The sequence below is a fragment of the Virgibacillus subterraneus genome (genome assembly GCF_900110695.1).
Lineage (GTDB): Bacteria > Bacillota > Bacilli > Bacillales > Amphibacillaceae > Lentibacillus > Lentibacillus subterraneus.
On the sequence record NZ_FOEH01000001.1, the window covers coordinates 67,513 to 94,259 of the forward strand.

Consider the following 26,747-nt stretch of genomic DNA (forward strand, 5'->3'; position numbering starts at 1 on the left):
GGTGCGACATGTCGGATAAACAATTTGAATTAAATGATATTGTTCAGATGAAAAAACAGCATCCTTGTGGTGAAAATCGCTGGAAAATTGTTCGAATGGGTATGGACATCCGAATTAAGTGTATGGGATGTGATCACAGCGTCATGATCCCAAGGAAAGAATTCGCTAAAAAGATGAAAAAAATACTTGTGAAGGCAGAAGAATAATTTGTCTAAAATTCTTTTAAGTGTCTAAAAAAATTAATTATAGTTGTGGTATGATCAATGAAAAAAGAAAATTGTGGAAGCACTCTATGAAAATAAGCAATTATAATTGCTTATTTTTGCTTTTTCATTGCTTGTCAATTTAACATCTTGTATCTATAATTGATATGACTAACGCGTTCATATGAATGAAATCCTTAAGGAGTGAAAGTTGAATGGCTTTAACAGCAGGAATTGTTGGACTTCCCAATGTTGGTAAATCAACATTGTTTAATGCAATTACACAAGCTGGAGCAGAGGCTGCGAACTACCCGTTTGCAACCATTGATCCAAATGTAGGGATTGTAGAAGTACCAGACAATCGCTTAAATAAATTAACAGAATTAGTAAAACCGAAAAAAACAGTACCAACAGCATTCGAATTTACCGATATTGCTGGTATTGTGAAAGGGGCGAGTAAAGGGGAAGGACTGGGAAACCAATTTTTATCCCATATTCGCCAGGTTGATGCAATCTGCCAAGTTGTGCGTTGTTTTCAAGATGATAATATTACGCATGTATCAGGTAAAATTGATCCAATAGATGATATTGAGATTATCAATCTTGAGCTTATTTTAGCCGACTTAGAATCTGTAAACAAACGGATACAACGGGTGGAAAAGCTTGTTAGACAGAAGGATAAGGAAGCTATTGCAGAGCATGATATTCTCCTTAAGCTTAAAGCAGGGCTTGAAGAAGAAAAACCTGTACGAGCTTTGGAGTTTTCGGAAGAACATTGGAAAATAGTAAAAGGGCTTCATTTGTTAACTAGTAAACCAACACTGTATGTAGCAAATGTAAGTGAAGAAGAAATTACCGAGCCTGACGCAAATGAAAATGTGCAAAGGGTGAAAGAGTATGCAGCGGCAGAAGGTGCAGAGGTTATTGTAGTTTGTGCAAAAATTGAAGAAGAAATAGCTGAACTTGATCAGGAGGAAAAGGAAGAGTTTCTTGATGATTTAGGTATTTCTGAGTCTGGGTTAGATAAGCTTATCAAAGCTTCTTATAACTTATTGGGCTTGGCAACCTATTTTACTGCTGGTGAACAGGAAGTGCGTGCATGGACTTTCCGTAAAGGAATAAAAGCACCACAGGCTGCGGGAATTATTCACACTGATTTTGAAAAAGGCTTTATTCGTGCCGAAACCGTATCCTATGATCATCTTATGGATGCAGGAGCAATGGCGCAAGCACGTGAAAAAGGAAATGTCCGATTAGAAGGTAAAGAATATATCGTGAAAGATGGCGATGTAATCCATTTTCGCTTTAATGTGTAAACTTTAACGTAGCAGGATCCCTCGAATGGTTGTTTTTTATAATAATATTTGGTATAATACGATGTTGTGAGTAATGAAACAAGATTACTCCTTGCTTCATTGACTAAATGAAGCCGCTAAGACCAAAAGGAGGTGTACCGGATGAGAAAATACGAAATCATGTATATCATCCGCCCAGATATTGAAGACGAAGCTCAAACAGCTTTAGTTGAGCGCTTTAATAAAGTTTTAACTGACAATGGGGCGGAGATTGAAAAAGTTGATGAAAAAGGCAAGAAACGTCTTGCATATGAAATCAATGATTATCGTGATGGATATTATGTAGTCATTTACTTTACTAGTGATGCAGATGCAATCAATGAATTTGATCGCTTAGCTAAGTTTTCTGATGATATTATTCGTCATATGGTAATTCGAGAAGATGATCAATAATAAGGGGTGGTTCTGATGTTGAATCGTGTCGTACTTGTCGGCAGGTTAACGAAGGATCCTGATCTACGTTATACACCAAATGGAGTGGCAGTAGCCAACTTTACGATAGCAGTTAATCGACCTTTTTCAAATCAGCAAGGTAACCGTGATGCTGACTTTATCAACTGTGTTGTTTGGCGCAGACCGGCAGAAAACCTGGCAAATTACATGAAAAAAGGCAGTATGATTGGTGTCGATGGACGTTTACAAACACGTACATTTGAAGGAAAGGATGGGAAAACTGTATTTGTAACGGAAGTTGTTGCAGACAGTGTTCAATTCCTTGAATCTAAAGGTTCTTCACAAAGCAGTGGACAACAAGCATCAGGATACCAACAAAATCAAAGTCAAAACCAGAATCAGAACCAAACAAATCAAAATCAAAACGAAGAGGAACCGTTTAAAAACAACGGTGAGCCTATCGATATATCAGACGATGATTTACCATTCTAAATAAATAGAGTGTTAATTTAAAAAGAAGGAGGGGTATTAATGGCAGCTCGTCGCGGACGTGCAAAGCGTCGTAAAGTGTGTTATTTCACAGCCAATGGAATTACACACATCGATTATAAAGATGTTGATTTACTAAGACGTTTCATTTCAGAACGTGGGAAAATTCTTCCTCGTCGTGTAACTGGAACTTCTGCAAAATATCAACGTAAACTTACAAAAGCGATTAAACGCTCTCGTACAATGGCATTATTGCCATATGTAACAGAGTAATAACAGTAATAAAAAGCCTTTTGACAGTGTAAATACTATCAAAAGGCTTTTTTTATTGCTGTTTTTGGAACGGACTAAGGCAATTAATTGTTGTATTTAGTGTAGATCTCTGACCAAGCAGTTGGAATATATCCGCGCACCTAGGTCTTACTATGAACCTCCAACGCATAGGACGTGCTAATGCAGACGTGACGTACCTAATAAGCTACCTCGCTTACAAAATGCTCCCTGTGGGATCTCTTAAGCGTTGCCCTAAGGTGCGCGAGGTGTGTTTCCGAAGCGGTGTCATAGACTCAGCTATTTTTCCATGTTACGTAGAAGTTTATATCTATAGCAACAATCACTCAATTATCGATTATTTTCCCTTGTTCTATTCTCAGAACACGATCGCCCAGTCTCTCAGCTTCTTTAAGGTCATGTGTAACCATGATAATTGGTATTTTCCACATGGCATGCAGACGCAGTAGTTCATTCTGGCATTCTTCCTTTGTCTCATCATCTAAGGAGGAAAAAGGCTCATCCAACAGAAGTGCCTCCGGCTTAGTAGCTAAGGCTCTCACGAGGGCTACACGTTGTTTCTCGCCACCTGATATTTCAGCAGGGTAACTTTCAAGGATATGTTCGATTCCAACAACGTTAACTAATGTATTAACAAGTTTGATATCTTTCATTTTGTAATTGATGTTACCTCTAATTGTCATGTGAGGGAATAAAGCATAATTCTGAAACACATATCCTATATTCCGTTTTTGAACAGGAATTGGCTTTTCTTTTTTCTGAAAAAGAATCCGGTCATTTAATACGATTTCACCAGAATCAGGATGAATAAGTCCTGAGATACAGTTCAATGTTGTGGTTTTGCCAGCACCAGATGGTCCGGTTAATACTATAATTTCCTCGCTAACGTTTAACACAGCATTAAGCGTGTATGCTTTAAGTGTTTTCTTTATCTTCAATGAAAGCATTATTCACCCCACCTAGCTCATTTGTCACTTGTAAATCTTAAAATATTCCGCCCACTCCACCAATTCAACCACAGAATGGCGGTGAATCCAACAGCGATAATACTGATAACCCAAAACACTGCAGCATCCATATTCCCAGCATCAACAGCAAAATAGATGGCAAGTGGGATTGTTTCTGTTTGATTTGGAATATAGCCGGCAATCATAAGTGTCGCGCCGAACTCGCCAAGCGCCCGAGCAAATGTTAATACCAACCCTGCTAATAATCCGGGCCATGCCAATGGAAAGGTTATTGTCCAAAACACCGTCCACTTTGATGCGCCCATCGTCAATGCAGCATTTTCGATGTTGGCATCATAATTTTGAAAAGAAGCGGCAGCGCTTTGATACATTAATGGAAAGGAAACGACAATTGCAGCTAACACTGCCCCAAACCATGTGAATACAATCTGAATACCAAACAGATCTAGTAATAAACTTCCGAATGGACCATTTTTGCCAAACAAATAAAGCAGTCCAAATCCAACAACAGTAGGTGGAAGCACCAATGGAAGCATTAACAGTGATTCTAGTATTCTCTTTCCGGGAAATCGATAGCGGGAGATAATTCTAGCAAGGAAAATGCCAATAATTACAACTATAGCTGTTGCAATACTGGCTATTTTCAATGATAGAAATAATGGTGTGTAGTCCATTTCAGTTCCCACCCTTAAGAGTTAAATCCATATTCGGCCAATATCGATTGTGCTTCATCTGTTTGCAGAAAGTCGATAAATGCTTTTGCCTTCTCCATGGTGTCACTTGATGTCATTACAGCGGCAGGATAATCGATTCTCTTATACAACGATTCATCTATTTTAGTAACCTCTGTTACCATTTTAGAACGATTCAGGTCACTGGCATAAACAAATCCAATGTCAGTGTTACCGGATTCAACGTATGTAAGCACTTGTCGTGCATCTTTGGCGTGAACAAGCTGACTTTTTATACTTTTCCAAGTTCCACTTGCGGTTAATGCTTCTTTTGCATAACTTCCTGCAGGTACGCTTTCAGGGTTTCCAATTGCTATTTGGTCCAGTCCGCTAGAAGGTAAATCTTTCAATGAATCAATGGATAGATTAGCATTATTTGTTGAGACTAGTACAAGTTTATTTTGTGTAAAATTTATTCTTGTATCATCGAGAATCATCTTTTGCTCTGCAAGGTTGTCCATCCATTTTTGGTCTGCTGACAGAAATAAATCAACAGGTGCACCTTGCTGTATTTGCTGTGCAAGCTTGCCAGAAGCTCCATAGTTTAATGTAAGCTTCGTATTTGGATGTTCCGATTCAAACGCTTCAGCTAGCTTTGACAGTACATTGGATAAACTTGATGCAGCTGATATGAAGAGCTCATGTTCTTTAGTACTATCCTGATCGCTGCAGCCTGCGTTAATCAGGAGAGATAATGCAAGAAGAATGTATACAATATATTTCATTAAAAAAACTCCTATTTTCGAATTTTCCGCTTGGGATAAATGGTGATTATTTTTACTATAAAAAGAATAGAATAGATTAAGAAAATCCATAAATACATAACATCTATCTTAAAAATCAGAGCTATGATTGTATATAGTAAAAAAGGGATAGTTGCTGTATAAGCACTCATTTTCCACAGTATTGGGAATCTGATTTTACGTCTCATTAACCGGGATATGCCCGTTCCTATGTAAGCAATTAGTGAAAGCAGCAGAAAAACCATTATAATTAATGGTAAGTAATAAAATAAGAAAAAGTACACGAACAGTAAAAATAACTGCACATCAGCACTTGCACCACCAGTTGCTGTTAGTCGGTCAACTAGCGACGGAATAGAAACAAGCAATACAAGAATAGACATATATAATACAGTAATGTCCATTCCGATTCGATTTAATTTAAACATTGCCTGTTTATTTGGCAATTTAACACTGTTTAAGAATGCATGCAATAAAATCATTAGTTTCATCCTTCATCTTAGAATCTTCCATTAGATCCATTATAATAAAAATCTGTAATAAATTCGCTTCCTGGCCTTGAAAATTCGTTGATTTTTATTGTTTGTCTACAAAATTCAACAAGTTATTACCCGGGAAATATTAGAATCAGTTATTTCGAATACCAATTAATGCTTAAATCGTGTTATCATATTGTAATGAGATAAATTAATTAGATATGTAGGTGCAATACATGAATCAATCAAAAATTTTAACAGAAGGTGCCATGCTTACAGCAATATATATTATATTGCTGTTAATCGCAGCTTTTGTACCAGTAATAACAATAGTTGCTACATTTTTACTGCCAGTACCTTTCATAATATTTGCTTCCAGACATAATTGGAAGCCCTCTCTTTTAATGTTTGGGGTTGCGGTTGTATTATCTATTCTATTTGCAACGATAGTTAGCCTGCCGTTAACCGTGCTAATGGGTCTTGGTGGTATAATGCTTGGTAGTGCTATTCATAAAAAGTTACCCGCGTATGAAACATGGGGAAGAGGAACGATAGGTTTTGTAGTGGGACTTTTATTTATTTTTGTGTTTAGTCAATTCGTTTTACAAGTGAATTTGATGAATGAAATAGACCAAATACTTAACCAGTATGTACAAACGGTTAAAGATTTAATGGAACAATTTGGGCTTATGGATCAAGCAGAAGAACAGGTTGAGTTACTGGAACAACAGATTGGTATGCTTTCGACTCTGGTTCCCGCTGGAATAGCATTCATTGGAATTTTTATGGCTTTTATTGGTCAATGGGTAAGTTATAAAGTGATCAATCGATTAGACAGCAAGGATTTGGGATTTCCTCCGTTTCGTATGTTGCGCTTACCGGTTTCATTAGTTTGGATTTATTTCTTCGCATTGATTTTCACATTTTTTGAACTCGATCCATCGAGTACGTTATATTTGGCTGTAAACAATGTGATGATAGTTGCAGGAATGTTAATGACGTTGCAAGGATTATCTTTTATTTTTTTCTATGCTCATCAGAAAAACAAGTCAAAAGCACTACCAGTAGTAAGTGTTATATTGACAATACTTTTCCCATTTTTCTTCCTATATTTTGTACGTCTCTTAGGTATAATTGATATAGGATTCTCACTAAGAGATCGTATTTCAAAGGGTAAGAATTAAGTGGGAGTAAGTAGTAGGAGCTGATTATATGCACGATTTACAAAGGAGACCAAAACTTAGCAGACACTTATGGGTTATTTACCTTTTGTCCGTTACTCTGCTTGGGTTTATTTGGTATTTTCAATGGATGCTAGGATTGTTGATGGCATTGCTATTAGCAGCGTCGATTTATTATAGTATAAGAACGGAAAGAACTCTGCAGAATGAAACTGAAGAATATATAGCTACACTTTCCCATCGAATTAAACGTGTTGGGGAAGAGGCTTTGTTGGAAATGCCAATAGGAATCATTCTGTATAATGAAGATTATTTTATTGAATGGGCAAATCCTTACATGAACCGTTTTGCTGATGAAGATACCTTAGTTGGGAAATCAGTTAATACGCTATCTGATGATTTAACTTCAAGAATTAAAGAAAGTAAAGATGAATTATGGTTCAATGTGGAAGGATTTGAATTTCAAACAACAATAAAGAAGGAAGAACGGTTACTATATCTGTTTGACCGAACGACACAATCGGAAATACAAACGCTATACCAAAATGAGCAAACTGTTCTGTTAGTAATTTTCCTTGATAACTACGAGGAAATTACTCAAAACATGGATGATACGTTAAAGAGTCAATTAAATTCAAAGGTTACCTCTGTGTTAAATAATTGGGCACATGATTATGGAATATATATGAAACGAACGTCTCAGGATCGTTTTCTGGCTGTTTCGACAAAAGAAATTCTGGATCAGCTGGAAAAATCAAAATTTGATATTCTGGATGAAGTACGTGAACTTAATGCCGAACAAAACATTCCGATTACATTGAGTATTGGGATTGGTCTAGGAAGTGTCGAACTTCCAACGCTTGGTGAATTAGCACAATCGAGCCTTGATCTGGCACTAGGTCGGGGTGGCGATCAGGTTGCAATTAAAGATGAAGCTGGAAAAGTTCGCTTTTACGGTGGACGTACCAACCCAATGGAAAAACGTACCCGCGTACGAGCGCGTGTTATCTCACATGCATTAAAAGAACTAGTTAAAGAAAGTGATAATGTTATTATTATGGGCCATAAATCACCAGATATGGATTCGGTTGGTGCAGCAATTGGTATATTAAATATTGCTAAGACCAATGGTGTTGAAGGATATATTGTATTGGATCCAGATGACGTAGATACAGGTGTTTACCGACTTGTTGAGGGAATAAAAGAGGATGAAGAGCTATGGGAACATTTCATAGACCCGGAGGAATCGGAAGCAGTAGTAACGAGCAGAAGCCTTATTGTAGTTGTTGATACACACAAGCCATCGATGGTCTCGAATCAGCGCTTGTTGAGTAAAAGTGAGTATAAAGTTGTTATTGACCACCATCGGCGTGCAGAGGAATTTATTGATAATCCAACGCTCGTTTATATGGAGCCATATGCATCCTCTACAGCGGAACTGGTTACTGAATTACTGGAATATCAGCCAAAAAGCCTTAAATTAAAAATGCTTGAAGCTACAGCATTATTGGCGGGGATTATTGTAGATACCAAAAGTTTCACATTACGAACAGGTTCGCGTACGTTCGATGCGGCATCTTATTTACGATCAAAAGGTGCAGATACCGTGTTGGTACAGCAATTTATGAAGGAAGATTTGGATATATATATTAAACGCAGTAAGCTAATCGAGCGTGCTGAAGTTTATCGGGATTCGATTGCTATTTCCAAAGGAAAACCAGAAGAAATATATGGTGGCGTATTAATAGCACAGGCAGCGGATACGCTCCTAACGATGAGCGGTATTAACGCTTCATTTGTGATATCAGAACGAAGTGATGGCCGAATCGGTATCAGTGCCCGTTCGCTTGGAGAAGTAAATGTTCAGATTATCATGGAAAAAATGAATGGTGGTGGGCATTTAACAAACGCTGCCACTCAAATTGAGGATACGACAATAGATGATGCAGAAGCATTATTAAAGGATATAATAGAGGAATATTTTGCAAGTTAACAGTCGTTTTAAATGCAATTACAATAAAGTTAGAGCTTTTTAGGTTAGTAAAAGTGCAACTATGGCTTGAACTCCAAAGTATAAGGGGTTCTATGAAAGCAAAGCAAGCTTTCATAAGAATCCCATAAAAGTGCCAAGTTTTCTATGAAGGAGGAGACAAAAAATGAAAGTAATTTTTGTAAAAGATGTAAAAGGAAAAGGCAAAAAAGGTGAAGTAAAAAACGTCTCTGACGGCTATGCACGTAATTATTTACTAAAATATAACCTGGCAAAAGAAGCTACTTCAGGTAATATGAAAGAACTGGAAGCTAAAAAGAATAAACAAGAGGAAGAAGCACAGAAAGAAGTAGAAGAGGCTGAGCAGCTTAAAGCTAAGTTAGCTGAAATTGATGTTGAAGTGAAAGCAAAATCTGGAGATAACGGACGTTTATTCGGTTCTATCACAAGTAAACAAATTGCTGAAGTCCTTAAAGAAACTTATGGCCATAAAATCGACAAACGCAAAATAGAACTTGATAGCCCAATCCGATCATTAGGATATACGAATGTACCTGTTAAGTTACACCAGGAAGTAACTGGTACAATAAGAGTTCATGTAATAGAAGCTTAAGAAAAGCAATTATTAACTTGGGAATCCTCTCCAGAAGGGGGAAAATGAATGAGTGAAATTTGGAATGATCGTACACCACCACATAATATAGAAGCGGAACAAGCTGTTATAGGTGCTGTTTTTCTAGAACCTGATGCATTGTCTGCAGCATCAGAACTGTTAATGCCTGATGATTTTTATCGTGCAAGCCACCAGAGAATATTCGAAGCGATGTTGAAACTGTTGGATAGAGGAGAACCAATTGATCTTGTGACGGTAACGACCTCCTTATCGAATGAGAAAAAACTGGACGAGGTTGGCGGTGTTGCATACTTGTCTGATTTGGCAGGCAGCGTTCCAACAGCAGCAAATATACTTTATTACAGTAAAATAGTTGAAGAAAAAGCGTTACTTCGCAGATTAATTCGAACTGCAACAGATATTGTTTCATCCGGTTTTGCAACTGAAGATGAAGTGGAAGATGTCTTAAATGAAGCAGAAAAGAACATTCTTGAGGTATCTGGCAGGAAAAATTCTGGAGCATTTAAGGCTATAAAAGATGTCCTTATCGAAGTATATGATAATATTGAACAACTACAACACCAAGATGCAGATGTGACAGGTATTCCAACCGGATATAGGGATCTGGATCGAATCACTTCAGGCTTTCAGAGAAATGATTTAATCATTATTGCTGCACGACCATCTGTTGGTAAAACGGCGTTTGCGTTAAATATTGCGCAAAACGTTGCTATAAACACTGATGAGAATGTAGCTATCTTCAGTCTTGAGATGGGTGCTGATCAACTTGTTTCCCGTATGCTTTGCGCCGAAGGAAATATCGATTCCCAGCGTTTGCGTAATGGTAATTTGGAGGCAGATGACTGGAGTAAACTAACAATGGCGATGGGAAGTTTATCCAATGCTGGAGTTTATATCGATGATTCTCCTGGAATCCGTGTTAGTGAAATTAGGTCTAAATGTCGACGTTTAAAACAAGAAAATGGACTTAGTATGATTCTGATAGATTACCTGCAGCTTATTCAAGGGAATGCCAATTCAAAGGAAAACAGACAACAGGAAGTTTCCGAGATTTCCCGTTCCTTGAAAGCTTTGGCACGTGAATTGAATGTACCACTAATTGCATTATCGCAGCTATCACGTGGCGTTGAATCACGTCAGGATAAGCGGCCGATGATGTCTGACTTGCGTGAATCTGGGAGTATTGAGCAGGATGCTGACATTGTTGGATTCTTATATCGTGATGACTATTATGATCAAGAATCTGAGAAACAAAATATTATTGAAATCATAATTTCCAAACAGCGTAATGGTCCTGTTGGTAATGTGGAACTTGCGTTTGTTAAAGAATATAATAAGTTCGTAGATTTGGACCATCGCTATTCGGATAGTGATGTCCCTCCAGTGTCTGCACAAGTATAAAACCAGCCCTTTAAATGGGCTGGTTTTTTTTGAAGTTAAGAAGCTGCATAAGGGTTTCTAAGTACGCTTTCGATAAGAATGCTATGTTTTCTAAATTACAATTATAACGAACGATTTAATCTATTTATAACATAACGTTCGTGTTTTATATTGACACAGTTTATTATTATTGATAGAATTGCGCTGTTACTTAATGAAAAACAAATGATTATATAGTGGAGGTGCATCATGTCCTCAGTAGTAGTAGTTGGAACGCAATGGGGCGATGAAGGAAAAGGTAAGATTACTGACTTTTTATCGCAAAATGCCGAGCTTGTTGCTCGCTATCAAGGTGGTAACAATGCAGGACATACAATTAAATTTGATGATGTAACGTATAAGTTGCATTTGATCCCATCTGGTATTTTTTTCAATGAAAAGACATGTGTATTAGGAAATGGAATGGTTATCGATCCAAAAGCGTTCGTAGAGGAAATTGCTTACTTACACGAACGAAATGTGTCGACTGATAATCTCCGTATAAGCAACCGTGCGCATGTAATTTTACCTTATCATCTAAAAATCGATATTCTTCAGGAAGAAGAAAAAGGTGCTAATAAAATCGGTACAACAAAAAAAGGAATAGGTCCAGCGTATATGGATAAAGCCGCACGAGTTGGTATACGTATTGCTGATTTATTAGATAAAGAAACCTTTCGCGTGAAACTTGAACAAAATCTAAATGAAAAAAACCGATTATTTAAGAAAATATATGAAGTTGATCCAATACAAGTTGAAGATATTCTGGAAGAGTATTATGAGTATGGACAACAATTGGCTAAATATGTTTGTGATACATCTGTCGTATTAAATGACGCGCTTGACGGTGGCCGCCGCGTATTATTTGAGGGTGCACAGGGCGTTATGCTGGATATTGACCAGGGAACATATCCCTTTGTTACATCATCAAACCCAGTTGCTGGTGGAGTAACTATCGGTTCCGGTGTTGGTCCAACTAAAATTGATCATGTTGTAGGCGTGTCAAAAGCTTACACAACTCGAGTTGGTGATGGTCCGTTTCCTACCGAATTGAATGATGAAATTGGTAACCAAATTCGCGAAGTTGGTCGTGAATACGGAACAACAACAGGGAGACCACGCCGTGTCGGTTGGTTTGATAGTGTAGTTGTCGGACATGCACGCCGTGTAAGTGGTATTACGGATATATCGTTAAACTCACTTGATGTATTAACTGGTATTGAAACGTTAAAAATATGTGTAGCCTACAAGCATAAGGGTGAAGTAATTAACGAATTTCCGGCAAGCTTGAAAGTATTAGCTGAATGTGAACCAGTATACGAAGAGATGCCTGGCTGGACTGAAGATATTACAAATGTCAAAAGTATTCATGACCTGCCAGAGAATGCAAGGCATTACCTGGAGCGGATTTCTCAATTGACTGCGATTCCGTTATCTATATTTTCTGTCGGACCAGATCGTTCGCAGACGAATATTGTAAGAAGTGTCTATAGTTAACAAATAGTCCAAAAGAATCAAAACCTCTATCAAATTTGATAGAGGTTTTTTATGTAAAGAATCAGAAATTTCCCTTCAAGAGGAAAGTTGTGCAAGAAAATCTATTAAAATTACGATAATATTTGAACTACTTTCTAGGTTTTGGCTTATTTTTTTACAATAAATTCCTTTTATTGGGTAAATTTTAAATGTAGTTGTCATTATCTATGTAACATGACTGTAAAATAAGGGCAAAAAAAAGACATAAAATACACCAAAAGTCACCTTTTACACTTTGGGAGAGGCAATAAAAGGCGATTTATGTAAATTAATGGAAGTTATTATACATTTACTTTACATTTTCCTTGACTCTCTTTTATTATCTACCATAACTGTGGTAGATTAGACAATGACATTGGGAAAGTCTTTTGAACTAGAAAATACTTTAGAGTGCAAGAAAGCTTAGTTGCACTTATGCAGTAAAAATGTATTTACTTTTTAACTGCTAAATAAATATATATATGGCAAGGGGGAAAACGACATTGTATAAAAGGAAGATAAAATCCACTAACCACAGAACTAACAGACGAAGTACACTTAGCATGCTGCAAAAAGTGGCCATTATGACATGTGTCGCTCTTTCTTTTACACTTACAACAGCATATGCAGATGATAATGATGACTCTTTAGAGACTATCTTCCACATTTATGTAGATGGTAAACATGTTGGGAAAGTTGGAGACAAAGAATCTATTAAGGAAATTATAGATGCAAAGGTTAGTCAAAAGAGTAAAGAATTTGAGGATTTATCCATATCCATCGGTGAAAAAGTATCATTTGTATCTGAACGTGTTTTTGACCCTACATATGACAATGAAAATGTAGTGAATATGCTCAAAGATGATCTTTCAGCTAAAGCAGAAGCAGTTGAAATCAAAATTGCCGATGAAACAGTGGGCTTTTTTAAAGACCAGGAAACAGCTAATAAAGTTTTAAAAGAATACAAGGCAAAATATGTCGATAAAAAGGTACTTGAAAAACTGACCAATAGACAAAGTGATGCTAACAATTCCGAAAATAAAGAGAAGCCTAACAAGAATGAACAAAATGAAAATCTTAACCTTGACGTTGGAGATTCTATTATTACAGACGTAGCTCTATCGGAAAAAGTTTCATTTTCTGATGAAAAAGTTAAACCCGAAAAAGTACTTACCGTAAAACAAGGTTTGAAAATGCTAGAAAAAGGAACTTTGGAAGATAAAGTACACAAGGTAGAAAAAGGCGAAGTACTGGGTAGTATTGCAGACCAGTATGAACTGTCGATTGACAAATTACTAGAGTTAAATAAAGAATTGAAAGAAAATTCGGTTCTGCAGATTGATCAGGAAGTTCATGTGACAGATTATAAGTCATTTGTTGATGTTATCGTCAATGAAGAAAGACTAGTAGAAGAAACAATAGACTATGAAACTGAAGTAAAAGAATCAGATGAAATGTATAAAGGTGATAAAAAAGTTAAGCAAGAAGGACAAAAAGGCAAAAAGGAAGTCCATTACGCTCTTAAAAAGAAAAATGGTAACATAATTAATAAAGAAACAGTAACTGAAGAAACAACTAAAGAGCCGGTAAAAGAAGTTATTATAAAAGGGACAAAAGTTGTGCCATCAAGAGGAACAGGTGAATTACATTGGCCAGCAGTCGGGGGATATGTCTCCAGTAATGTTGGTGAGCGTTGGGGGTCAATGCATAAGGGAATGGACATAGCACAGCCAAGCAACCGTTCAATTCTTGCAGCTGATAATGGTACAGTTGTATCTGCTGGATGGGATAGTGGCGGTTATGGTAATAAAATAGTTATTAGTCATAATAACGGGATGAAGACCGTGTATGCGCATCTCTCATCCATTAGTGTAAGTCCTGGACAGACGGTAGAAAAAGGAAGCAAGATTGGGGTTATGGGAAGAACTGGAAATTCTACAGGTGTTCATTTACACTTTGAACTTTACAAGAACGGTTCCCTGCAAAACCCACAGAAATATTTATAGAAAAATAAAGATAGTTTGAGGCTGGCTCCATGGAATAGCGGAGTCAGTCTTTTTCATATGCAAGACATTTTAGCCAAAGTACGATAAAATAGAGCTAAGGAATGCTGAAAAGGATGTGACTACAATGAGTCAAAAGATTTTAGTAGTAGATGACGAACAACCAATCGCAGATATTTTAAAGTTCAACTTAGAAAAAGAAGGTTATCAGGTAGTCGTCGCCTATGATGGTGATGAAGCAATTGATCTTGCTGAAACAGAAAAACCTGATTTAGTTCTATTGGATATAATGTTACCAAACAAAGATGGAAATGAAGTTTGCCGTGAAATTAGAAAGACTCAGTTTATGCCAATTATCATGTTAACTGCTAAGGATGCTGAGATTGACAAAGTGTTGGGTTTAGAGCTAGGAGCAGACGATTATGTGACAAAGCCTTTTAGTAATCGCGAGATAATCGCAAGGGTTAAGGCTAATTTGCGCAGACAGCAGCAGTTGCCTGATGACGCGGTTAAAACAACCAAGAATATTGAAATTGGAAAACTCGTAATACACCCTGATGCATATGCAGTTACACGAGATGGTGTGCAGATGGAGTTGACGCATCGCGAATTTGAACTACTGCATTACTTAGCACGCCATACTGGACAGGTTATGACACGTGAACATTTACTTGAAACAGTGTGGGGCTATGACTACTTTGGTGACGTCCGGACAGTGGATGTTACCGTAAGACGCCTTCGTGAGAAAATTGAGGAGAATCCAAGTAATCCAATGTGGATTGTTACACGTCGTGGTGTGGGATATTATTTACGCAAGCCTGAACAGGAGTAGGTTTTATGCATAAAGTTGGTTTTTTCCGTTCGATCCAATTAAAATTCATTATTATCTTTATATTGCTGTTGCTTGTGGCAATTCAGGTTATCGGGTCTTATTTTGCACGAGAGTTGGAAAAAGAGCTGGTTAAAAACTTTGAAGAATCTATTGAATCGACGGTTGATATCTTGCAGGTTAATATGGAACAGGCGTTTAGCAAAGAAAGACCTGAAGACGGAGATGGACCGACACTTAAGCAAGAAGTTCAGGATGTTGTAAGAGTGAACGACACGGATAATATTATTAACATTCAAGTAGTTAATATGCAAAGCAGAATTATCGCTTCAAGTAATAGTTCAAGCAGCGGTAATATTGGAAAAAAAACGACAAGTGATTTTATAAAGAATACACTGCGTTTCGGTGTTGCTGATTCTGACAAGGTATATAATACGGAAAGAAACTTAATATATCGCAGGGTAGTACCAATAACAGATGATGAAGAGACACAGGTTGGTGCTCTTTATATAGAATCCTCAATCAGTAGCGTATATAACCAAATGGAGGATATTAATAACATCTTTTTACGGGGCTCAGTATTAGCAATAACAGTTTCGGCCTTTTTGGGAATTCTTGTTGCCAGGACGATTACAAAGCCAATTATGGAAATGCGAAGGCAGACACAAACAATGGCTAGAGAAGACTTTTCTCAGAAAGTAAATGTTTATGGGTCGGATGAAATTGGTCAGCTTGCTGAATCTTTTAATGATTTAAATGCAAAATTAAAACATTCAAGAGCTTCTACTGAGGAAGAACGGCGAAAGCTTAGCTCTGTATTGTCCAATATGTCTGATGGTGTAATTGCTACTGATAAGTCAGGGGCTGTTACTTTGATGAATGATGCAGCAGCGAGGCTTATTGGCAGGAGTCCTGAGGAAGCACATGGCAGTTTTTTACTTGATGTACTTGAGTTGGATGAAAAGACTGTGGATATTACCGATTTGCCAGATAGCGGTTCTATGATTATTGATTTTAGTGATCAAGATAATTTCTTTTTAATTCGTGCAAATTTCTCTACGATTTCGGATGATGAAGCGGATATCACAGGGTTTATCACAGTTATTAGTGATGTTACCGAACAGGAAAAAGTAGAACAGGAACGCCGTGAGTTTGTCTCAAATGTATCCCATGAACTACGTACACCACTTACAACAATGCGAAGCTACATTGAAGCTTTGACAGAAGGTGCGTGGGAGGATAAGGAAATTGCGCCCAAATTCTTGAGTGTAACCCAAAATGAAACGGAACGCATGATCCGTATGGTGAATGACTTGTTACAGCTTTCTAGAATGGATGATAAAGATTATTCACTACAGAAGGAAAAAACTGAATTTATCACATTCTTTCATCATGTAATAGATCGTTTTGAAATGAATGTCTCGGATAATATCACCTTACAGCGTGAATTACCGAACGGCCAGTTCTATGTGTGGATGGATAAAGACAAAATGACCCAAGTACTTGATAATATTATATCTAACGCTATTAAATATTCACCAGAGGGTGGAACAATTCGTTTTAATGTAGTGAAGCAGAAAAATCAAATGCTGGCAAGTATTGAAGACCAAGGTATGGGTATCGCATATGAAAAGCTTAATAAGATATTTGAACGTTTTTACCGTGCAGACAAGGCCAGAACTCGTAAGTTTGGCGGAACAGGCCTAGGTCTTGCGATTGCTAAGGAAATGGTTGAGGCACATCACGGTAAAATATGGGCTAAAAGTAAAGAAGGTAAAGGGACTACCATTCTCTTTACACTTCCGCTAATGAATAAGAAGCGGAGGGGTAAATAATGAATCTTGAAACAATAAAGTCATATATATTGGTGGTACTAGTAGGAGTAAGTCTTTTACTTACTTTTGCTTTATGGAGTAGTCAACCTGAATACCCGATGGTAAAAACAGATGAGTTTGTTGATAGTGTAAATCTTGGAGGTAAAAAGGAAACCAAGAAAACTATAATTGAGCCGAAGTCGGTTATTTTCCAGAATAATGATAACTATTACAGCTTTACGGACCAAGTAGACCGAAAATCATTTTACGAGGATATGCAGTCGTGGGTTCTTTATGAATTTCAAACCAAAAGCACAGGCGAAAGACCATCAGAAGAAAATCAGCTGGAAATTATTTTTCCAGAAGCTTTACCAATGGAATTAGCAGGAGACTTATTTACATTTAATTCGGATGTTTATTTACCCGATTGGAACTTTAAACGATTGTTTATTACATTTAATAGAAATTCCTCTTCACTGAACATTATGTTCAAATCATCAAATGGTGAAAAGCAGGCAACAGCAGTTGTAAATAATCCTGATAAATTTGAGAGATTATGGAGCTATCTTACAACATATGAGGGTCTAACAGAGTATTTGCGAGTTGATTTAGCTGGATCACCAATCTATATTCCAAAACATAAAGTTGTTGAACCAAGAAGATCGATAGCCGTTAGAGAGATTAATTCTAATTTGATGATAGATGCATTATTTAATAACACTGATATTGTGAGAGGCACTCAGGTTAGTGAAAATGAGGTTTACTATACTGATAGTGCACGAGGAATTATGCGTGTTTACCAAAACAGGAGAACGATGGTATTTCAAAATCCAATCAAGTCACCGTACGAGCAAATGAATTCAAATGAACTTATTGAACGGAGTATCGCAAATATTAATGAGAACAATGGATGGACAGATGAATTTAATTTGATGGGCATTAATATGACATCGAATACAATAAGCTATCAAATGTATTATGAAGGGCTTCCAGTATTTAGCAATACAAATTCGTCTATAATTCAGCAGCAATTCCGGGGATCGGAGCTAAACCAATACAGTCGCCCATTATTTACGCTGAATAATTTGCTTGGCGGTGACGATTCAATTGAGCTACGATCAGGCAGTGATGTGGTAATTTATTTAGAGAATAGTTCAAGATATAAAATGGAAAATGTCAATGATATAAAAGTTGGTTATCATTTGTCATATCGAGGCAGCGATGATGCGGTAACGTTAGAACCAGCATGGTTTATACATTATAATGGCAACTGGCAGCAATTGAATTTTGAGGTTATCACACAACAAAAAGGAGGGAGTTGAGGATGCAATGGAGACAAATCAAGACGTTATTTATCCTCTGCTTTCTCATTTTAAATGCTTATTTGCTGTTTATGTTCTTTGATAAACTAGAAGAACTGGATTATGGATTAGCTGAAAACGAAGAATCATCTACGTTTAAGGAGCAGCTTGAAAATGAAAATATAACCATAAGTGCTGATTTACCTGAGGAAGAGTTAGACAAATCTTATATATCGGTTAATCAAAAATCGTTTACAGACGAAGAAGTGGAATCGTTGAATGGACTTGATGGTCAGCAATCAGAAGTTATTAATGGAAACTTTATCGTGTCTCTGTTTGAGGAGCCCGTTACGATACCTGAAAATGCAGATAATACTCTGATAAGTGAAATTGTAAAAAGTAAAATTTTGTTGTCTGATAATTACACATATGGTACATGGAACGAAGAGATGAATATACTTGTATTCTTCCAGGAGAAAAATGGTCTTCCAATTTACTATAATCAAAACGGAATAGTTGTTGTTTATCTAAATAACGATAATGAAATGATTTTCTACACACAGACAGTGTTAGGGGAAGCTGAATCGCCCACAGATACAGAGTCACTCATTAAACCCATAAGTGCAATACAAGTATTGTTTGATGGCAACAGGCTCTTGGCTGGTGATGAAATAACTGATGTTAACATGGGTTTTCATACACGAATACCTCTATCCAGTGGTGAGCAGTTATTTGCACCGACGTGGACGATAACTGTTAACGACAATGAGAACTTTTATGTAAATGCTATCGAAAACCTGGTATTTTCCAGTGATGAAATGACATTTTTAACCCAATATATAACAGATACAACAGAAACACTTCAAGAACTTAAAGATGGTAATGAAGTAAAAGAATTTGTATTAAATCATTTAAATACAAAGCTAATAGATAAATCGGAGTGATACAGAATGACTTTGCGTTTTAGTGTGCTCGCTTCAGGAAGTACTGGGAATGCCTTTTTTATTGAATCTGATCAAGAAAAGTTGCTAGTCGATGCGGGATTAAGTGGTAAGCAAATGGATCGATTACTTGGAGAAGTTCAAGTTAACCCCTCGAGCCTTACGGGAATCCTTGTAACACATGAGCATAGCGACCACATAAAAGGACTTGGAATAATCGCTCGAAAATATAACTTGCCAATTTATGCAAATGATAAAACCTGGAAGGCGATGGAGAACTCCATTGGTTCCATTTCATTGGATCAGAAATTTCATTTTAATATGGAAGAAATAAAAACATTTGGTGATATTGACGTGGAATCATTCGGAGTTTCTCATGATGCTGCAGAACCAATGTTTTTTACATTTCGTCAAAACGGTAAAAAGGTAGCTCTAGTAACAGATTTAGGTTATGTGTCTGAACGAATTAAGAAAACAGTTGAAGATGCGGATGCCTATATATTTGAGGCTAATCATGATGTAGGTATGCTTCGGATGGGTCGTTATCCATGGAATGTGAAGCGGCGTATATTAGGTGATAACGGCCATGTTTCCAATGAAGATTGTGGACTTGCTTTAGCCGATATAATTAGTAACCGGACTAAGCGTATTTATTTGGCCCATCTGAGTCAAGATAACAATATGAAAGATTTGGCTCGCATGTCAGTTGATAGCGTGCTGAAGGAACGTGGTATTAAGCTTGATATATATGACACAGATCCAAAATCGCCAACCACGTTATACGATGTTGGTTAATAAATCGTCAATTTTGGTAATACTATAGAAATAGCTAATGATAAAGATTTTTGTTCGCAGTAGATATAAACTGCGACATAGATTCGATTAATATCATTTAGTGAGGCTCACTAATCGCGCAGTTGGAATATACTCGCTTTCACCACTCCGGGTACAAAGGCGATATCTGTTCAAGTTTATGCTTTCACAGTTTCTTCCCTGCCGTGGGCTCACCACGAGCCTCCGACGCATAGGACGTGGCGTACTTAGTCTGCCTCGCTCGCAAATAACGCTCCCTGTGGGGGCTCTTAGGATCGCTGTCCCACAGGAGTCTCGCATATTCCAACTGCTGGTTTAGATGGTCTAAAATCTTGTTTATATCATCACAATATGCATTTATTTTTTTGAATAAGTGAGCAAAACCCAGCGGAGGAAATACTTGGAGACTTCTGCGGGAAAAGCAACAGCTGAAGATCCCGCAGGAAGCGTTTTTTGCTTCCGAGGAAGCTGAAGCGTTGCCCGCGGAATGCGGAATGTATTTCCGAAGCGATGACGTAGCACTCTGCTATTTTTCCATGTTTCTTCGCAGTTTATATCAACTGCGAAGTCTAAAAAACAATAACATTTACGAAAAGAACCTTTAAGAAAAAGGGGATGTTTCAATGGGTTATTTTGATGATGACTATCAGCCTCCGGACCAAGATAATAAACGAAGCCGATGGCTGGTTCCTGCTCTAGCAGGAATTATTATTGGTATGATTATTATTTTGGTTGCTTTACCCAGCTTATTGAAATCAGATGTATTACCAAAAGCGTGGACTGCTCCTATTGAAACTGCAAATGACAATTCAGACAGCAATCCTGAATCAAGTGGCTACGTTTCTGTTGATGTTTCAACTCAGATTACAGATGTTGTGGAAAATGTGTCACCTGCAGTAGTAGGTGTTGTAAATATCCAACATCAGGGAAATTTCTGGGATAAACAGGAAGGGAACAATGGTCAAGGAGGGCAGAACCAAGGAACAGGGTCAGGAGTCATTTATAAAAAAAAGAATGATTATGCCTACGTTATTACAAATCATCATGTGATCGATGGAGCAGATACAGTTGAAGTAGTTTTATCAAATGACAATCATATAGAAGCGGAGATACTTGGTAGTGATTTGTTCTCCGATTTAGCTGTATTGCGAATGGATGGTAAACAAGTCGAAAAAGCAATTGAAATGGGAACATCTGAAAGTGTTAAGGTTGGCGAACCGGCAATCGCAATTGGTAATCCATTAGGGATGATGTTTTCAGGCTCCGTAACACAAGGAGTCATAAGTGGAAAACAGCGTACGATACCGCAGGATTTTAACCAAGATGGGCGTGCTGACTGGCAAGCCGAAGTAATACAAACAGATGCTGCAATTAACCCGGGTAACAGCGGTGGTGCCTTGATTAATATTGAGGGAAATTTGATTGGGATTAATTCGATGAAAGTCAACCAGGAAGCAGTAGAGGGAATTGGTTTTGCAATTCCGATTGATTCTGCAAGACCTATTGTAGAAGAGCTTGAAAAGTCTGGTAAAGTCACAAGACCATACTTAGGTGTTGAAATTTATTCACTTGAAGAAGTACCACAAACAGAATGGGATGAAACCTTAAACCTTCCTGAAGACATAAATGGTGGCGTGTATGTATGGAGTGTTGAGTCATTATCTCCAGCAGATAAAGCAGGAATAAAGCGGCTCGATGTGATTGTAGCTGTTGGTGGGAAGGAAGTAATGAATATCATTGATCTGAGAAAGGTTTTATACCGGGAAAAAGAAGTCGGTGATTCATTAAAGGTTACCTTTTACCGAGATGGAAAACAAAAAGAGACAACAATTAAATTAGGTGAACAACGATAAAGTAAAATAATAAGAACGATTGTAAAGGCTAACTTCCAAAGTTAGTCTTTTTTTATCCACAGACTGTGAATAGATTGTTTATAACATCAATATATTGTGCAGAACATTTATTCTATAACTAAATAAATACGAACATTTGTGCATATGTGGATAAAATTGTGGATAACTATTTATTTTACTCAAAAACATCTGTGTGTTAAATTATTTAGTATACGAAATATTAGAATGCGAAATAAAGAGGGGATAAATAATGAAGATGGATGAATTTCCGCAATCAAGTAGGCAAATTGCACAATTGTTTCGTGAAATTAATGCAATAATGAATCAGCAGCTGCGCAAAGCGTTTCAAGGACTGGGAATAACCCCTCCACAGATGATGATATTACATTACTTATATAAGAACAAAGAGCGTAAGGTTAGTGATATTAGTAAGCATTTAAACTTAGCAGCGAGTACTGTATCAAGTATTCTGGATCGCTTGGAACGAAATGAACTTATTACACGTGAACGGAACAAGGATGATAAACGAGTTGTGTTAATATCCTTATCGAACAAAGCAATCGAAATTAAAGCTTCTCTTAATATGGGAATATCAGAATTTATGGAGGATATGACACAGACAGCCAGTGACGAAGAAGTTGAAAAGATTATTAACGGTTTAACTTTGATGAAGGAAGTATTAAACAGAAATGGCCTTGATGATGGGGGAGAGTCACATGACTAATATTGTGGAAGTTAATGACTTAAAAAAGCACTATAAGGATTTCGAAGCAGTTAAAGGTGTTAATTTTGCTGTGGAAGAAGGTGAGATATTTGGTTTTCTTGGGCCAAATGGTGCCGGAAAAAGTACGACCATCAATATGTTATCCACAATTAACAAACCCACTAGTGGTGAGGCGGTAATTAACGGTTTCGATATTGTAACTGATAAGAATAAGGTACGTGAAAGCATTGGCCTTATTTTTCAGGAGTCCACACTTGATGAAAAACTGACAGCGAATGAAAATTTAATGCTCCACTGCCGTTTTTACAAAGTTCCTAAAGAAAAACGAGAAGAGCGTATTCAGGAAGTACTGGAAATTGTTGATCTGACAGATAAGCGAAAGCAGGTTGTTGAGACATACTCAGGTGGAATGAAGCGCAGACTGGAAATAGCTCGTGGTTTATTGCATTATCCAAGGGTGCTATTTCTTGACGAGCCTACTGTGGGACTTGATCCGCAAACAAGAAATCATATATGGGAATATATTTTACGGTTAAAGAAAAAAGCTGGGATTACCATATTTTTAACAACACATTATATGGACGAGGCTGAAATCTGCGATCGAGTTGCCGTGATGGATCATGGCGAAATGATTGCGCTAGACACCCCTGAAAAGTTAAAAACGAATGTCGGTGGAGACATCATCGAAATAAGAACTGTTGATAATGAAAAAGCGAAAACTGAGATAGAAAAGAGCTATAATCTAGAAGTTAAGGAAGTGGATGATGCTTTATCTTTCCAGGTAGATAAAGGAAATGAGTTTCTTGTTCAATTTATAAAGGAATTCTCAATCGGGATATTAACCGTGAATTTACGCAGGCCAACATTAAATGATGTCTTTTTACATTTAACAGGTCGTGAAATCCGTGAAGAAACAGTATCGAAAAAAGATGTTAAGCATGCAATGAGGAGGGGTCACTAATGGAAGCAGTTTTTGCTGTATGGCAGCGGGATGTCATAAAGTTTTTTCGAGATAAAGGACGTTTAATTGGGTCATTTGCTATGCCATTTATGTTCTTGATTTTATTTGGCAGTGGAATGAGCGGTGCTATGCAAGCAATGCTTGGTGGCGATTCAAGTGGCGGTCCATTAGCTGACTTTGATTTTGTTGAGTTTATGTTTCCAGGGATTATTGGTATGACGGTTTTTAATACGGCAATCTTCTCTGCACTATCAGTTGTACAGGATAAGGAATTTGGTTATATGCGTGAAATACTTGTTTCACCAATGTCACGTGTGTCAATCGCTATTGGAAAAGTTCTTGGTGGAACAACCATTGCTGTCATCCAAGGCTTGATGATGCTAATTTTTGTTCCATTTATCGGTGTTTCGATAACCTTTATGATGATCCTGCAATTGATACCAATAATGTTTCTGGTAGCCTTCACTATATCAGCAATTGGGTTATTAATTGCCAGTATATTGAAAACAGCACAAGGATTTCAAATGGTAATTCAAATTCTGTTATTCCCTATGCTATTTTTATCAGGTGCAATGTTCCCGTTAAACGGGTTGCCATTATGGATGGATATTATTGTGAAAATAAATCCACTGACATACTCTGTTGACATGTTTAAAGAAATAATCCTGCAGCCGGAAACAATGAGTGCCCCACTGCGGCAGGCAATGGGACTGGATTTAAAGATATTTGATCATATTATTACATTTACAGAAGAAGTCGTTGTTGTAGGGGTTATTGGTGCTATTTTTGTTGTGTTTGCTACCATGAAGTTTTCAAACGCTGAATCGTAAAGTACTAGGTAAGTGTTTTGCCTGGTGCGTTCTGCCAAAGCAGTACGAGCAAGATAAGCATAACAATATCAAGTCTTGCTTCAAATGCAAAAGAAAGAAAACCTTGGTTTGTTAAGATAGGCAGTTTTGTCAGAAAAATCGCTGCTAAGATAATAAATATAAGTGCTGCGGTAGCGCGTTTAAGATACATCCGGCTAACAATTAGTGCACCGCACACTATTTCTGTGATGGCAACAAGGAAAAGAATTGATTCCGGATATGGTAATCCTAAGTTGCTGAAAACAATTTTAAAGTCATTAACAAGTAACTTTAGAATTCCAGTCGTTATAAATACGTAGCCTACCGCATAACAAATCCAATTTATCACAGGTAATTTCTTCATAAGTAGTCCACCTCCAAAAAGTTTATATGTTATACATATGCAAGAACATAGACAACCTTGACAACCTTTTTAGATGGCAAGCCCTCTTTATTGCCAAGCCTCTTAATTAGACTTATAATTCCTTTAGATTAACTGAAAAGGAAGTGCAACTCTTGATTCGACGTTTTTTTGCTTACTACAAACCACATCGGCGTTTATTTATTATTGATTTCACAGCTGCAGTGTTCGTAGCGTTATTGGAACTCGCTTTTCCGATAGCTGTTCAGGAATTTATTGATAGACTATTACCAAAAGATGATTGGGATTTAATTATCATAGTCAGTATTGGATTATTACTGATTTATTTACTTAGTACGTTTTTGCAATATGTTGTGACGTACCTTGGTCATAAACTTGGTGTCAATATTGAAACGGATATGCGTCAAGACTTGTTCCACCATGTTCAACGTCAGTCATTTCGTTTTTTTGATAACACAAAAACAGGACATATAATGAGTCGGATCACCAACGATTTATTTGATATTGGAGAGCTGGCACACCATGGACCAGAGGATTTTTTCATTGCGATTATGACGTTTGTGGGTGCCTTTTGGTATATGTTTTATCAGAATGCACAGCTGGCATGGATTATTTTAATTGCCGTACCGTTTTTAATCTTTTTGATTGCTTATAGTAACATTAAAATGAATAAGGCCTGGCGGGCAATGTACCATGATATTGCAGAAGTGAACGCACGGGTTGAAGATGCTGTTTCAGGTGTCAGGGTTGTCCAATCATTTACAAATGAAAAATTTGAGATGAAACGTTTTACAAAGGACAACTACAGTTTTCGTAAAGCAAAAGTTGGAGCGTACAAAGTAATGGCATTTGTCCATTCGAACATATACATGATGATGCGCCTGATCGTTATAATCGTGTTAGTAGTTGGTGCATGGCTTAGCTTTAACGATGAAATTACAACGGGAGAACTAGTTGGCTTTGTACTGCTTGTTAATGTGTTGTTCAAGCCTATTGAAAAGATTAGCGCCTTGCTCGAGTTATACCCGAAAGGAATGGCGGGCTTTAAACGTTTTACAGATTTATTGGACATAGAACCAGATGTCGTTGACCATGACAGTGCAAAGCCAGTCAATGCATTAAGAGGAAACATATCATTTGAGGACGTTACCTTTGGTTATGAAAAAACACAAGCACCTGTTCTCAAGTCTCTTAGCCTAAATATTCAATCAGGTGAAACAGTTGCGTTTGTCGGACCATCCGGAGCTGGTAAAACAACGATTTGTTCACTTATTCCAAGGTTCTATGATGTTGATGATGGGAGCATTAAGATTGATGGACTGGATCTTAGAGATATGACGAAAGAATCGTTACGACATCAAATAGGTGTTGTGCAGCAGGATGTATTTTTATTTACCGGCACATTAAGAGATAATATTGCCTATGGAAAGCTTGATGCAACTAACGAAGAAATCGAATATGCTGCAAAGCAAGCACATATGGAGGAATTTATACAAGAATTGCCGGAGGGCTATGAAACGCAAGTTGGTGAACGTGGTTTGAAATTATCTGGCGGTCAGAAGCAGCGTATTGCGATTGCACGTATGTTTTTAAAAAATCCACCGATCCTGATTTTGGATGAAGCAACATCAGCGCTGGATACAGAAACTGAAACGATAATCCAAAAAGCATTAACAGAACTTACGAAAGACAGGACTACACTAATAATTGCCCACCGATTAGCAACAATTAAGAATGCAGATAGAATCATGGTCGTAACCAAGGATGGTATCGAAGAAGAAGGAAGTCATGAGGAATTATTGAAGCAAGATGGGATATTTGCTCACTTGCATAAAGTGCAGATGAGGTAAAATAAATTCATTCTTACTAATCCTCCCCTTTGGAAAAAGG

Annotated in this window: 26 protein-coding genes; 21 read left to right on the forward strand and 5 right to left on the reverse strand. The window is 37.3% G+C overall.

What is annotated here, in order from left to right:
* The first annotated feature begins 8 nt into the window (after positions 1 to 8).
* The 5 genes from BMY13_RS00410 to rpsR all read left to right on the forward strand — a co-directional run bounded on the left by BMY13_RS00410 (position 9) and on the right by rpsR (position 2,713).
* Positions 9 to 206 carry a DUF951 domain-containing protein gene (locus BMY13_RS00410; RefSeq protein ID WP_092491022.1) on the forward strand — a complete coding sequence of 66 codons (198 nt, stop codon included), beginning with the start codon at positions 9 to 11 and terminating at the stop codon, positions 204 to 206.
* A gap of 212 nt (positions 207 to 418) precedes the next feature.
* Positions 419 to 1,519 (forward strand): redox-regulated ATPase YchF, encoded by a 1,101-nt coding sequence (gene ychF, locus BMY13_RS00415; protein WP_092491023.1) that lies wholly within the window; start codon positions 419 to 421, stop codon positions 1,517 to 1,519.
* Positions 1,520 to 1,660: 141 nt separating this feature from the next.
* Positions 1,661 to 1,951 (forward strand): 30S ribosomal protein S6, encoded by a 291-nt coding sequence (gene rpsF / locus BMY13_RS00420; protein ID WP_092491024.1) that lies wholly within the window; start codon positions 1,661 to 1,663, stop codon positions 1,949 to 1,951.
* Positions 1,952 to 1,966: 15 nt separating this feature from the next.
* Complete coding sequence (ssb, locus tag BMY13_RS00425) at positions 1,967 to 2,443, forward strand: single-stranded DNA-binding protein (RefSeq protein WP_092501640.1); 477 nt, start codon at positions 1,967 to 1,969, stop codon at positions 2,441 to 2,443.
* A gap of 39 nt (positions 2,444 to 2,482) precedes the next feature.
* A complete protein-coding gene (gene rpsR, locus BMY13_RS00430; protein WP_092491026.1) occupies positions 2,483 to 2,713 on the forward strand; it encodes a 30S ribosomal protein S18 in 231 nt (76 codons plus the stop codon).
* A gap of 344 nt (positions 2,714 to 3,057) precedes the next feature.
* On the opposite strand, the gene BMY13_RS00435 is transcribed toward rpsR, so the two are convergent.
* The 4 genes from BMY13_RS00435 to BMY13_RS00450 are packed head-to-tail and all read right to left on the reverse strand — an operon-like array spanning position 3,058 to position 5,655.
* A complete protein-coding gene (locus BMY13_RS00435; protein WP_092501642.1) occupies positions 3,058 to 3,678 on the reverse strand; it encodes an ATP-binding cassette domain-containing protein in 621 nt (206 codons plus the stop codon).
* Between the two features lie 17 nt (positions 3,679 to 3,695).
* Positions 3,696 to 4,373: a molybdate ABC transporter permease subunit gene (modB, locus tag BMY13_RS00440; protein WP_092491029.1), complete on the reverse strand. Its 678-nt coding sequence runs from the start codon at positions 4,371 to 4,373 to the stop codon at positions 3,696 to 3,698.
* Positions 4,374 to 4,387: 14 nt separating this feature from the next.
* Positions 4,388 to 5,155: a molybdate ABC transporter substrate-binding protein gene (gene modA, locus BMY13_RS00445; protein ID WP_092501644.1), complete on the reverse strand. Its 768-nt coding sequence runs from the start codon at positions 5,153 to 5,155 to the stop codon at positions 4,388 to 4,390.
* 11 nt (positions 5,156 to 5,166) lie between these two features.
* Entirely contained in the window at positions 5,167 to 5,655 is a 489-nt protein-coding gene (locus tag BMY13_RS00450) for a DUF1189 family protein (protein ID WP_092491031.1), read from the reverse strand.
* Positions 5,656 to 5,885: 230 nt separating this feature from the next.
* On the opposite strand from BMY13_RS00450, the gene BMY13_RS00455 reads away from it, so the two are divergent.
* The 15 genes from BMY13_RS00455 to BMY13_RS00525 all read left to right on the forward strand — a co-directional run bounded on the left by BMY13_RS00455 (position 5,886) and on the right by BMY13_RS00525 (position 24,457).
* Complete coding sequence (locus BMY13_RS00455) at positions 5,886 to 6,833, forward strand: YybS family protein (protein WP_092501646.1); 948 nt, start codon at positions 5,886 to 5,888, stop codon at positions 6,831 to 6,833.
* A 28-nt stretch (positions 6,834 to 6,861) separates the two neighbouring features.
* Positions 6,862 to 8,823: a DHH family phosphoesterase gene (locus BMY13_RS00460; RefSeq protein WP_092491033.1), complete on the forward strand. Its 1,962-nt coding sequence runs from the start codon at positions 6,862 to 6,864 to the stop codon at positions 8,821 to 8,823.
* Between the two features lie 163 nt (positions 8,824 to 8,986).
* Positions 8,987 to 9,433, forward strand: coding sequence for a 50S ribosomal protein L9 (gene rplI / locus BMY13_RS00465; protein ID WP_092501648.1), 447 nt, complete (start codon positions 8,987 to 8,989; stop codon positions 9,431 to 9,433).
* 48 nt (positions 9,434 to 9,481) lie between these two features.
* The gene (gene dnaB, locus BMY13_RS00470; RefSeq protein WP_092491035.1) at positions 9,482 to 10,855 is read left to right on the forward strand and encodes a replicative DNA helicase; all 1,374 of its coding nucleotides are present in this window, start codon (positions 9,482 to 9,484) and stop codon (positions 10,853 to 10,855) included.
* 228 nt (positions 10,856 to 11,083) lie between these two features.
* The gene (locus BMY13_RS00475) at positions 11,084 to 12,370 is read left to right on the forward strand and encodes an adenylosuccinate synthase (RefSeq protein WP_092501650.1); all 1,287 of its coding nucleotides are present in this window, start codon (positions 11,084 to 11,086) and stop codon (positions 12,368 to 12,370) included.
* Between the two features lie 521 nt (positions 12,371 to 12,891).
* Complete coding sequence (locus tag BMY13_RS00480) at positions 12,892 to 14,394, forward strand: M23 family metallopeptidase (RefSeq protein ID WP_245735947.1); 1,503 nt, start codon at positions 12,892 to 12,894, stop codon at positions 14,392 to 14,394.
* A 124-nt stretch (positions 14,395 to 14,518) separates the two neighbouring features.
* Positions 14,519 to 15,223 (forward strand): response regulator YycF, encoded by a 705-nt coding sequence (yycF, locus tag BMY13_RS00485; protein ID WP_092501652.1) that lies wholly within the window; start codon positions 14,519 to 14,521, stop codon positions 15,221 to 15,223.
* 5 nt (positions 15,224 to 15,228) lie between these two features.
* Complete coding sequence (gene walK / locus BMY13_RS00490; protein WP_092501654.1) at positions 15,229 to 17,055, forward strand: cell wall metabolism sensor histidine kinase WalK; 1,827 nt, start codon at positions 15,229 to 15,231, stop codon at positions 17,053 to 17,055.
* Complete coding sequence (locus BMY13_RS00495; protein WP_092501657.1) at positions 17,055 to 18,356, forward strand: YycH family regulatory protein; 1,302 nt, start codon at positions 17,055 to 17,057, stop codon at positions 18,354 to 18,356. Before walK ends, BMY13_RS00495 begins: the two co-directional genes overlap by 1 nt.
* Positions 18,357 to 18,358: 2 nt before the next feature.
* Positions 18,359 to 19,279 (forward strand): two-component system regulatory protein YycI, encoded by a 921-nt coding sequence (locus BMY13_RS00500; RefSeq protein WP_092501659.1) that lies wholly within the window; start codon positions 18,359 to 18,361, stop codon positions 19,277 to 19,279.
* Positions 19,280 to 19,285: 6 nt separating this feature from the next.
* A complete protein-coding gene (locus tag BMY13_RS00505) occupies positions 19,286 to 20,071 on the forward strand; it encodes an MBL fold metallo-hydrolase (RefSeq protein ID WP_092501661.1) in 786 nt (261 codons plus the stop codon).
* A 641-nt stretch (positions 20,072 to 20,712) separates the two neighbouring features.
* Positions 20,713 to 21,942: a S1C family serine protease gene (locus BMY13_RS00510; RefSeq protein ID WP_092491042.1), complete on the forward strand. Its 1,230-nt coding sequence runs from the start codon at positions 20,713 to 20,715 to the stop codon at positions 21,940 to 21,942.
* 250 nt (positions 21,943 to 22,192) lie between these two features.
* Positions 22,193 to 22,666: a MarR family winged helix-turn-helix transcriptional regulator gene (locus BMY13_RS00515; RefSeq protein WP_092501663.1), complete on the forward strand. Its 474-nt coding sequence runs from the start codon at positions 22,193 to 22,195 to the stop codon at positions 22,664 to 22,666.
* A complete protein-coding gene (locus tag BMY13_RS00520) occupies positions 22,659 to 23,627 on the forward strand; it encodes an ATP-binding cassette domain-containing protein (protein WP_092491044.1) in 969 nt (322 codons plus the stop codon). Before BMY13_RS00515 ends, BMY13_RS00520 begins: the two co-directional genes overlap by 8 nt.
* Positions 23,627 to 24,457, forward strand: a complete 831-nt coding sequence (locus tag BMY13_RS00525) for an ABC transporter permease (protein ID WP_092491045.1) — start codon at positions 23,627 to 23,629, stop codon at positions 24,455 to 24,457. Before BMY13_RS00520 ends, BMY13_RS00525 begins: the two co-directional genes overlap by 1 nt.
* A 4-nt stretch (positions 24,458 to 24,461) precedes the next feature.
* On the opposite strand, the gene BMY13_RS00530 is transcribed toward BMY13_RS00525, so the two are convergent.
* Complete coding sequence (locus BMY13_RS00530; protein WP_092491046.1) at positions 24,462 to 24,839, reverse strand: DoxX family protein; 378 nt, start codon at positions 24,837 to 24,839, stop codon at positions 24,462 to 24,464.
* A gap of 152 nt (positions 24,840 to 24,991) precedes the next feature.
* Between BMY13_RS00530 and BMY13_RS00535 the strand changes: the two genes are divergently transcribed.
* Complete coding sequence (locus BMY13_RS00535; RefSeq protein ID WP_092501665.1) at positions 24,992 to 26,707, forward strand: ABC transporter ATP-binding protein; 1,716 nt, start codon at positions 24,992 to 24,994, stop codon at positions 26,705 to 26,707.
* Positions 26,708 to 26,747 lie beyond the last annotated feature (40 nt).

Coding starts and splice junctions, on each gene's coding strand:
- BMY13_RS00410 (WP_092491022.1), top strand. CDS start 9: ATGTCGGATAAACAATTTGAATTAAATGATATTGTTCAGATGAAAAAA.
- ychF (WP_092491023.1), top strand. CDS start 419: ATGGCTTTAACAGCAGGAATTGTTGGACTTCCCAATGTTGGTAAATCA.
- rpsF (WP_092491024.1), top strand. CDS start 1,661: ATGAGAAAATACGAAATCATGTATATCATCCGCCCAGATATTGAAGAC.
- ssb (WP_092501640.1), top strand. CDS start 1,967: ATGTTGAATCGTGTCGTACTTGTCGGCAGGTTAACGAAGGATCCTGAT.
- rpsR (WP_092491026.1), top strand. CDS start 2,483: ATGGCAGCTCGTCGCGGACGTGCAAAGCGTCGTAAAGTGTGTTATTTC.
- BMY13_RS00435 (WP_092501642.1), bottom strand. CDS start 3,678: ATGCTTTCATTGAAGATAAAGAAAACACTTAAAGCATACACGCTTAAT.
- modB (WP_092491029.1), bottom strand. CDS start 4,373: ATGGACTACACACCATTATTTCTATCATTGAAAATAGCCAGTATTGCA.
- modA (WP_092501644.1), bottom strand. CDS start 5,155: ATGAAATATATTGTATACATTCTTCTTGCATTATCTCTCCTGATTAAC.
- BMY13_RS00450 (WP_092491031.1), bottom strand. CDS start 5,655: ATGATTTTATTGCATGCATTCTTAAACAGTGTTAAATTGCCAAATAAA.
- BMY13_RS00455 (WP_092501646.1), top strand. CDS start 5,886: ATGAATCAATCAAAAATTTTAACAGAAGGTGCCATGCTTACAGCAATA.
- BMY13_RS00460 (WP_092491033.1), top strand. CDS start 6,862: ATGCACGATTTACAAAGGAGACCAAAACTTAGCAGACACTTATGGGTT.
- rplI (WP_092501648.1), top strand. CDS start 8,987: ATGAAAGTAATTTTTGTAAAAGATGTAAAAGGAAAAGGCAAAAAAGGT.
- dnaB (WP_092491035.1), top strand. CDS start 9,482: ATGAGTGAAATTTGGAATGATCGTACACCACCACATAATATAGAAGCG.
- BMY13_RS00475 (WP_092501650.1), top strand. CDS start 11,084: ATGTCCTCAGTAGTAGTAGTTGGAACGCAATGGGGCGATGAAGGAAAA.
- yycF (WP_092501652.1), top strand. CDS start 14,519: ATGAGTCAAAAGATTTTAGTAGTAGATGACGAACAACCAATCGCAGAT.
- walK (WP_092501654.1), top strand. CDS start 15,229: ATGCATAAAGTTGGTTTTTTCCGTTCGATCCAATTAAAATTCATTATT.
- BMY13_RS00495 (WP_092501657.1), top strand. CDS start 17,055: ATGAATCTTGAAACAATAAAGTCATATATATTGGTGGTACTAGTAGGA.
- BMY13_RS00500 (WP_092501659.1), top strand. CDS start 18,359: ATGCAATGGAGACAAATCAAGACGTTATTTATCCTCTGCTTTCTCATT.
- BMY13_RS00505 (WP_092501661.1), top strand. CDS start 19,286: ATGACTTTGCGTTTTAGTGTGCTCGCTTCAGGAAGTACTGGGAATGCC.
- BMY13_RS00510 (WP_092491042.1), top strand. CDS start 20,713: ATGGGTTATTTTGATGATGACTATCAGCCTCCGGACCAAGATAATAAA.
- BMY13_RS00515 (WP_092501663.1), top strand. CDS start 22,193: ATGAAGATGGATGAATTTCCGCAATCAAGTAGGCAAATTGCACAATTG.
- BMY13_RS00520 (WP_092491044.1), top strand. CDS start 22,659: ATGACTAATATTGTGGAAGTTAATGACTTAAAAAAGCACTATAAGGAT.
- BMY13_RS00525 (WP_092491045.1), top strand. CDS start 23,627: ATGGAAGCAGTTTTTGCTGTATGGCAGCGGGATGTCATAAAGTTTTTT.
- BMY13_RS00530 (WP_092491046.1), bottom strand. CDS start 24,839: ATGAAGAAATTACCTGTGATAAATTGGATTTGTTATGCGGTAGGCTAC.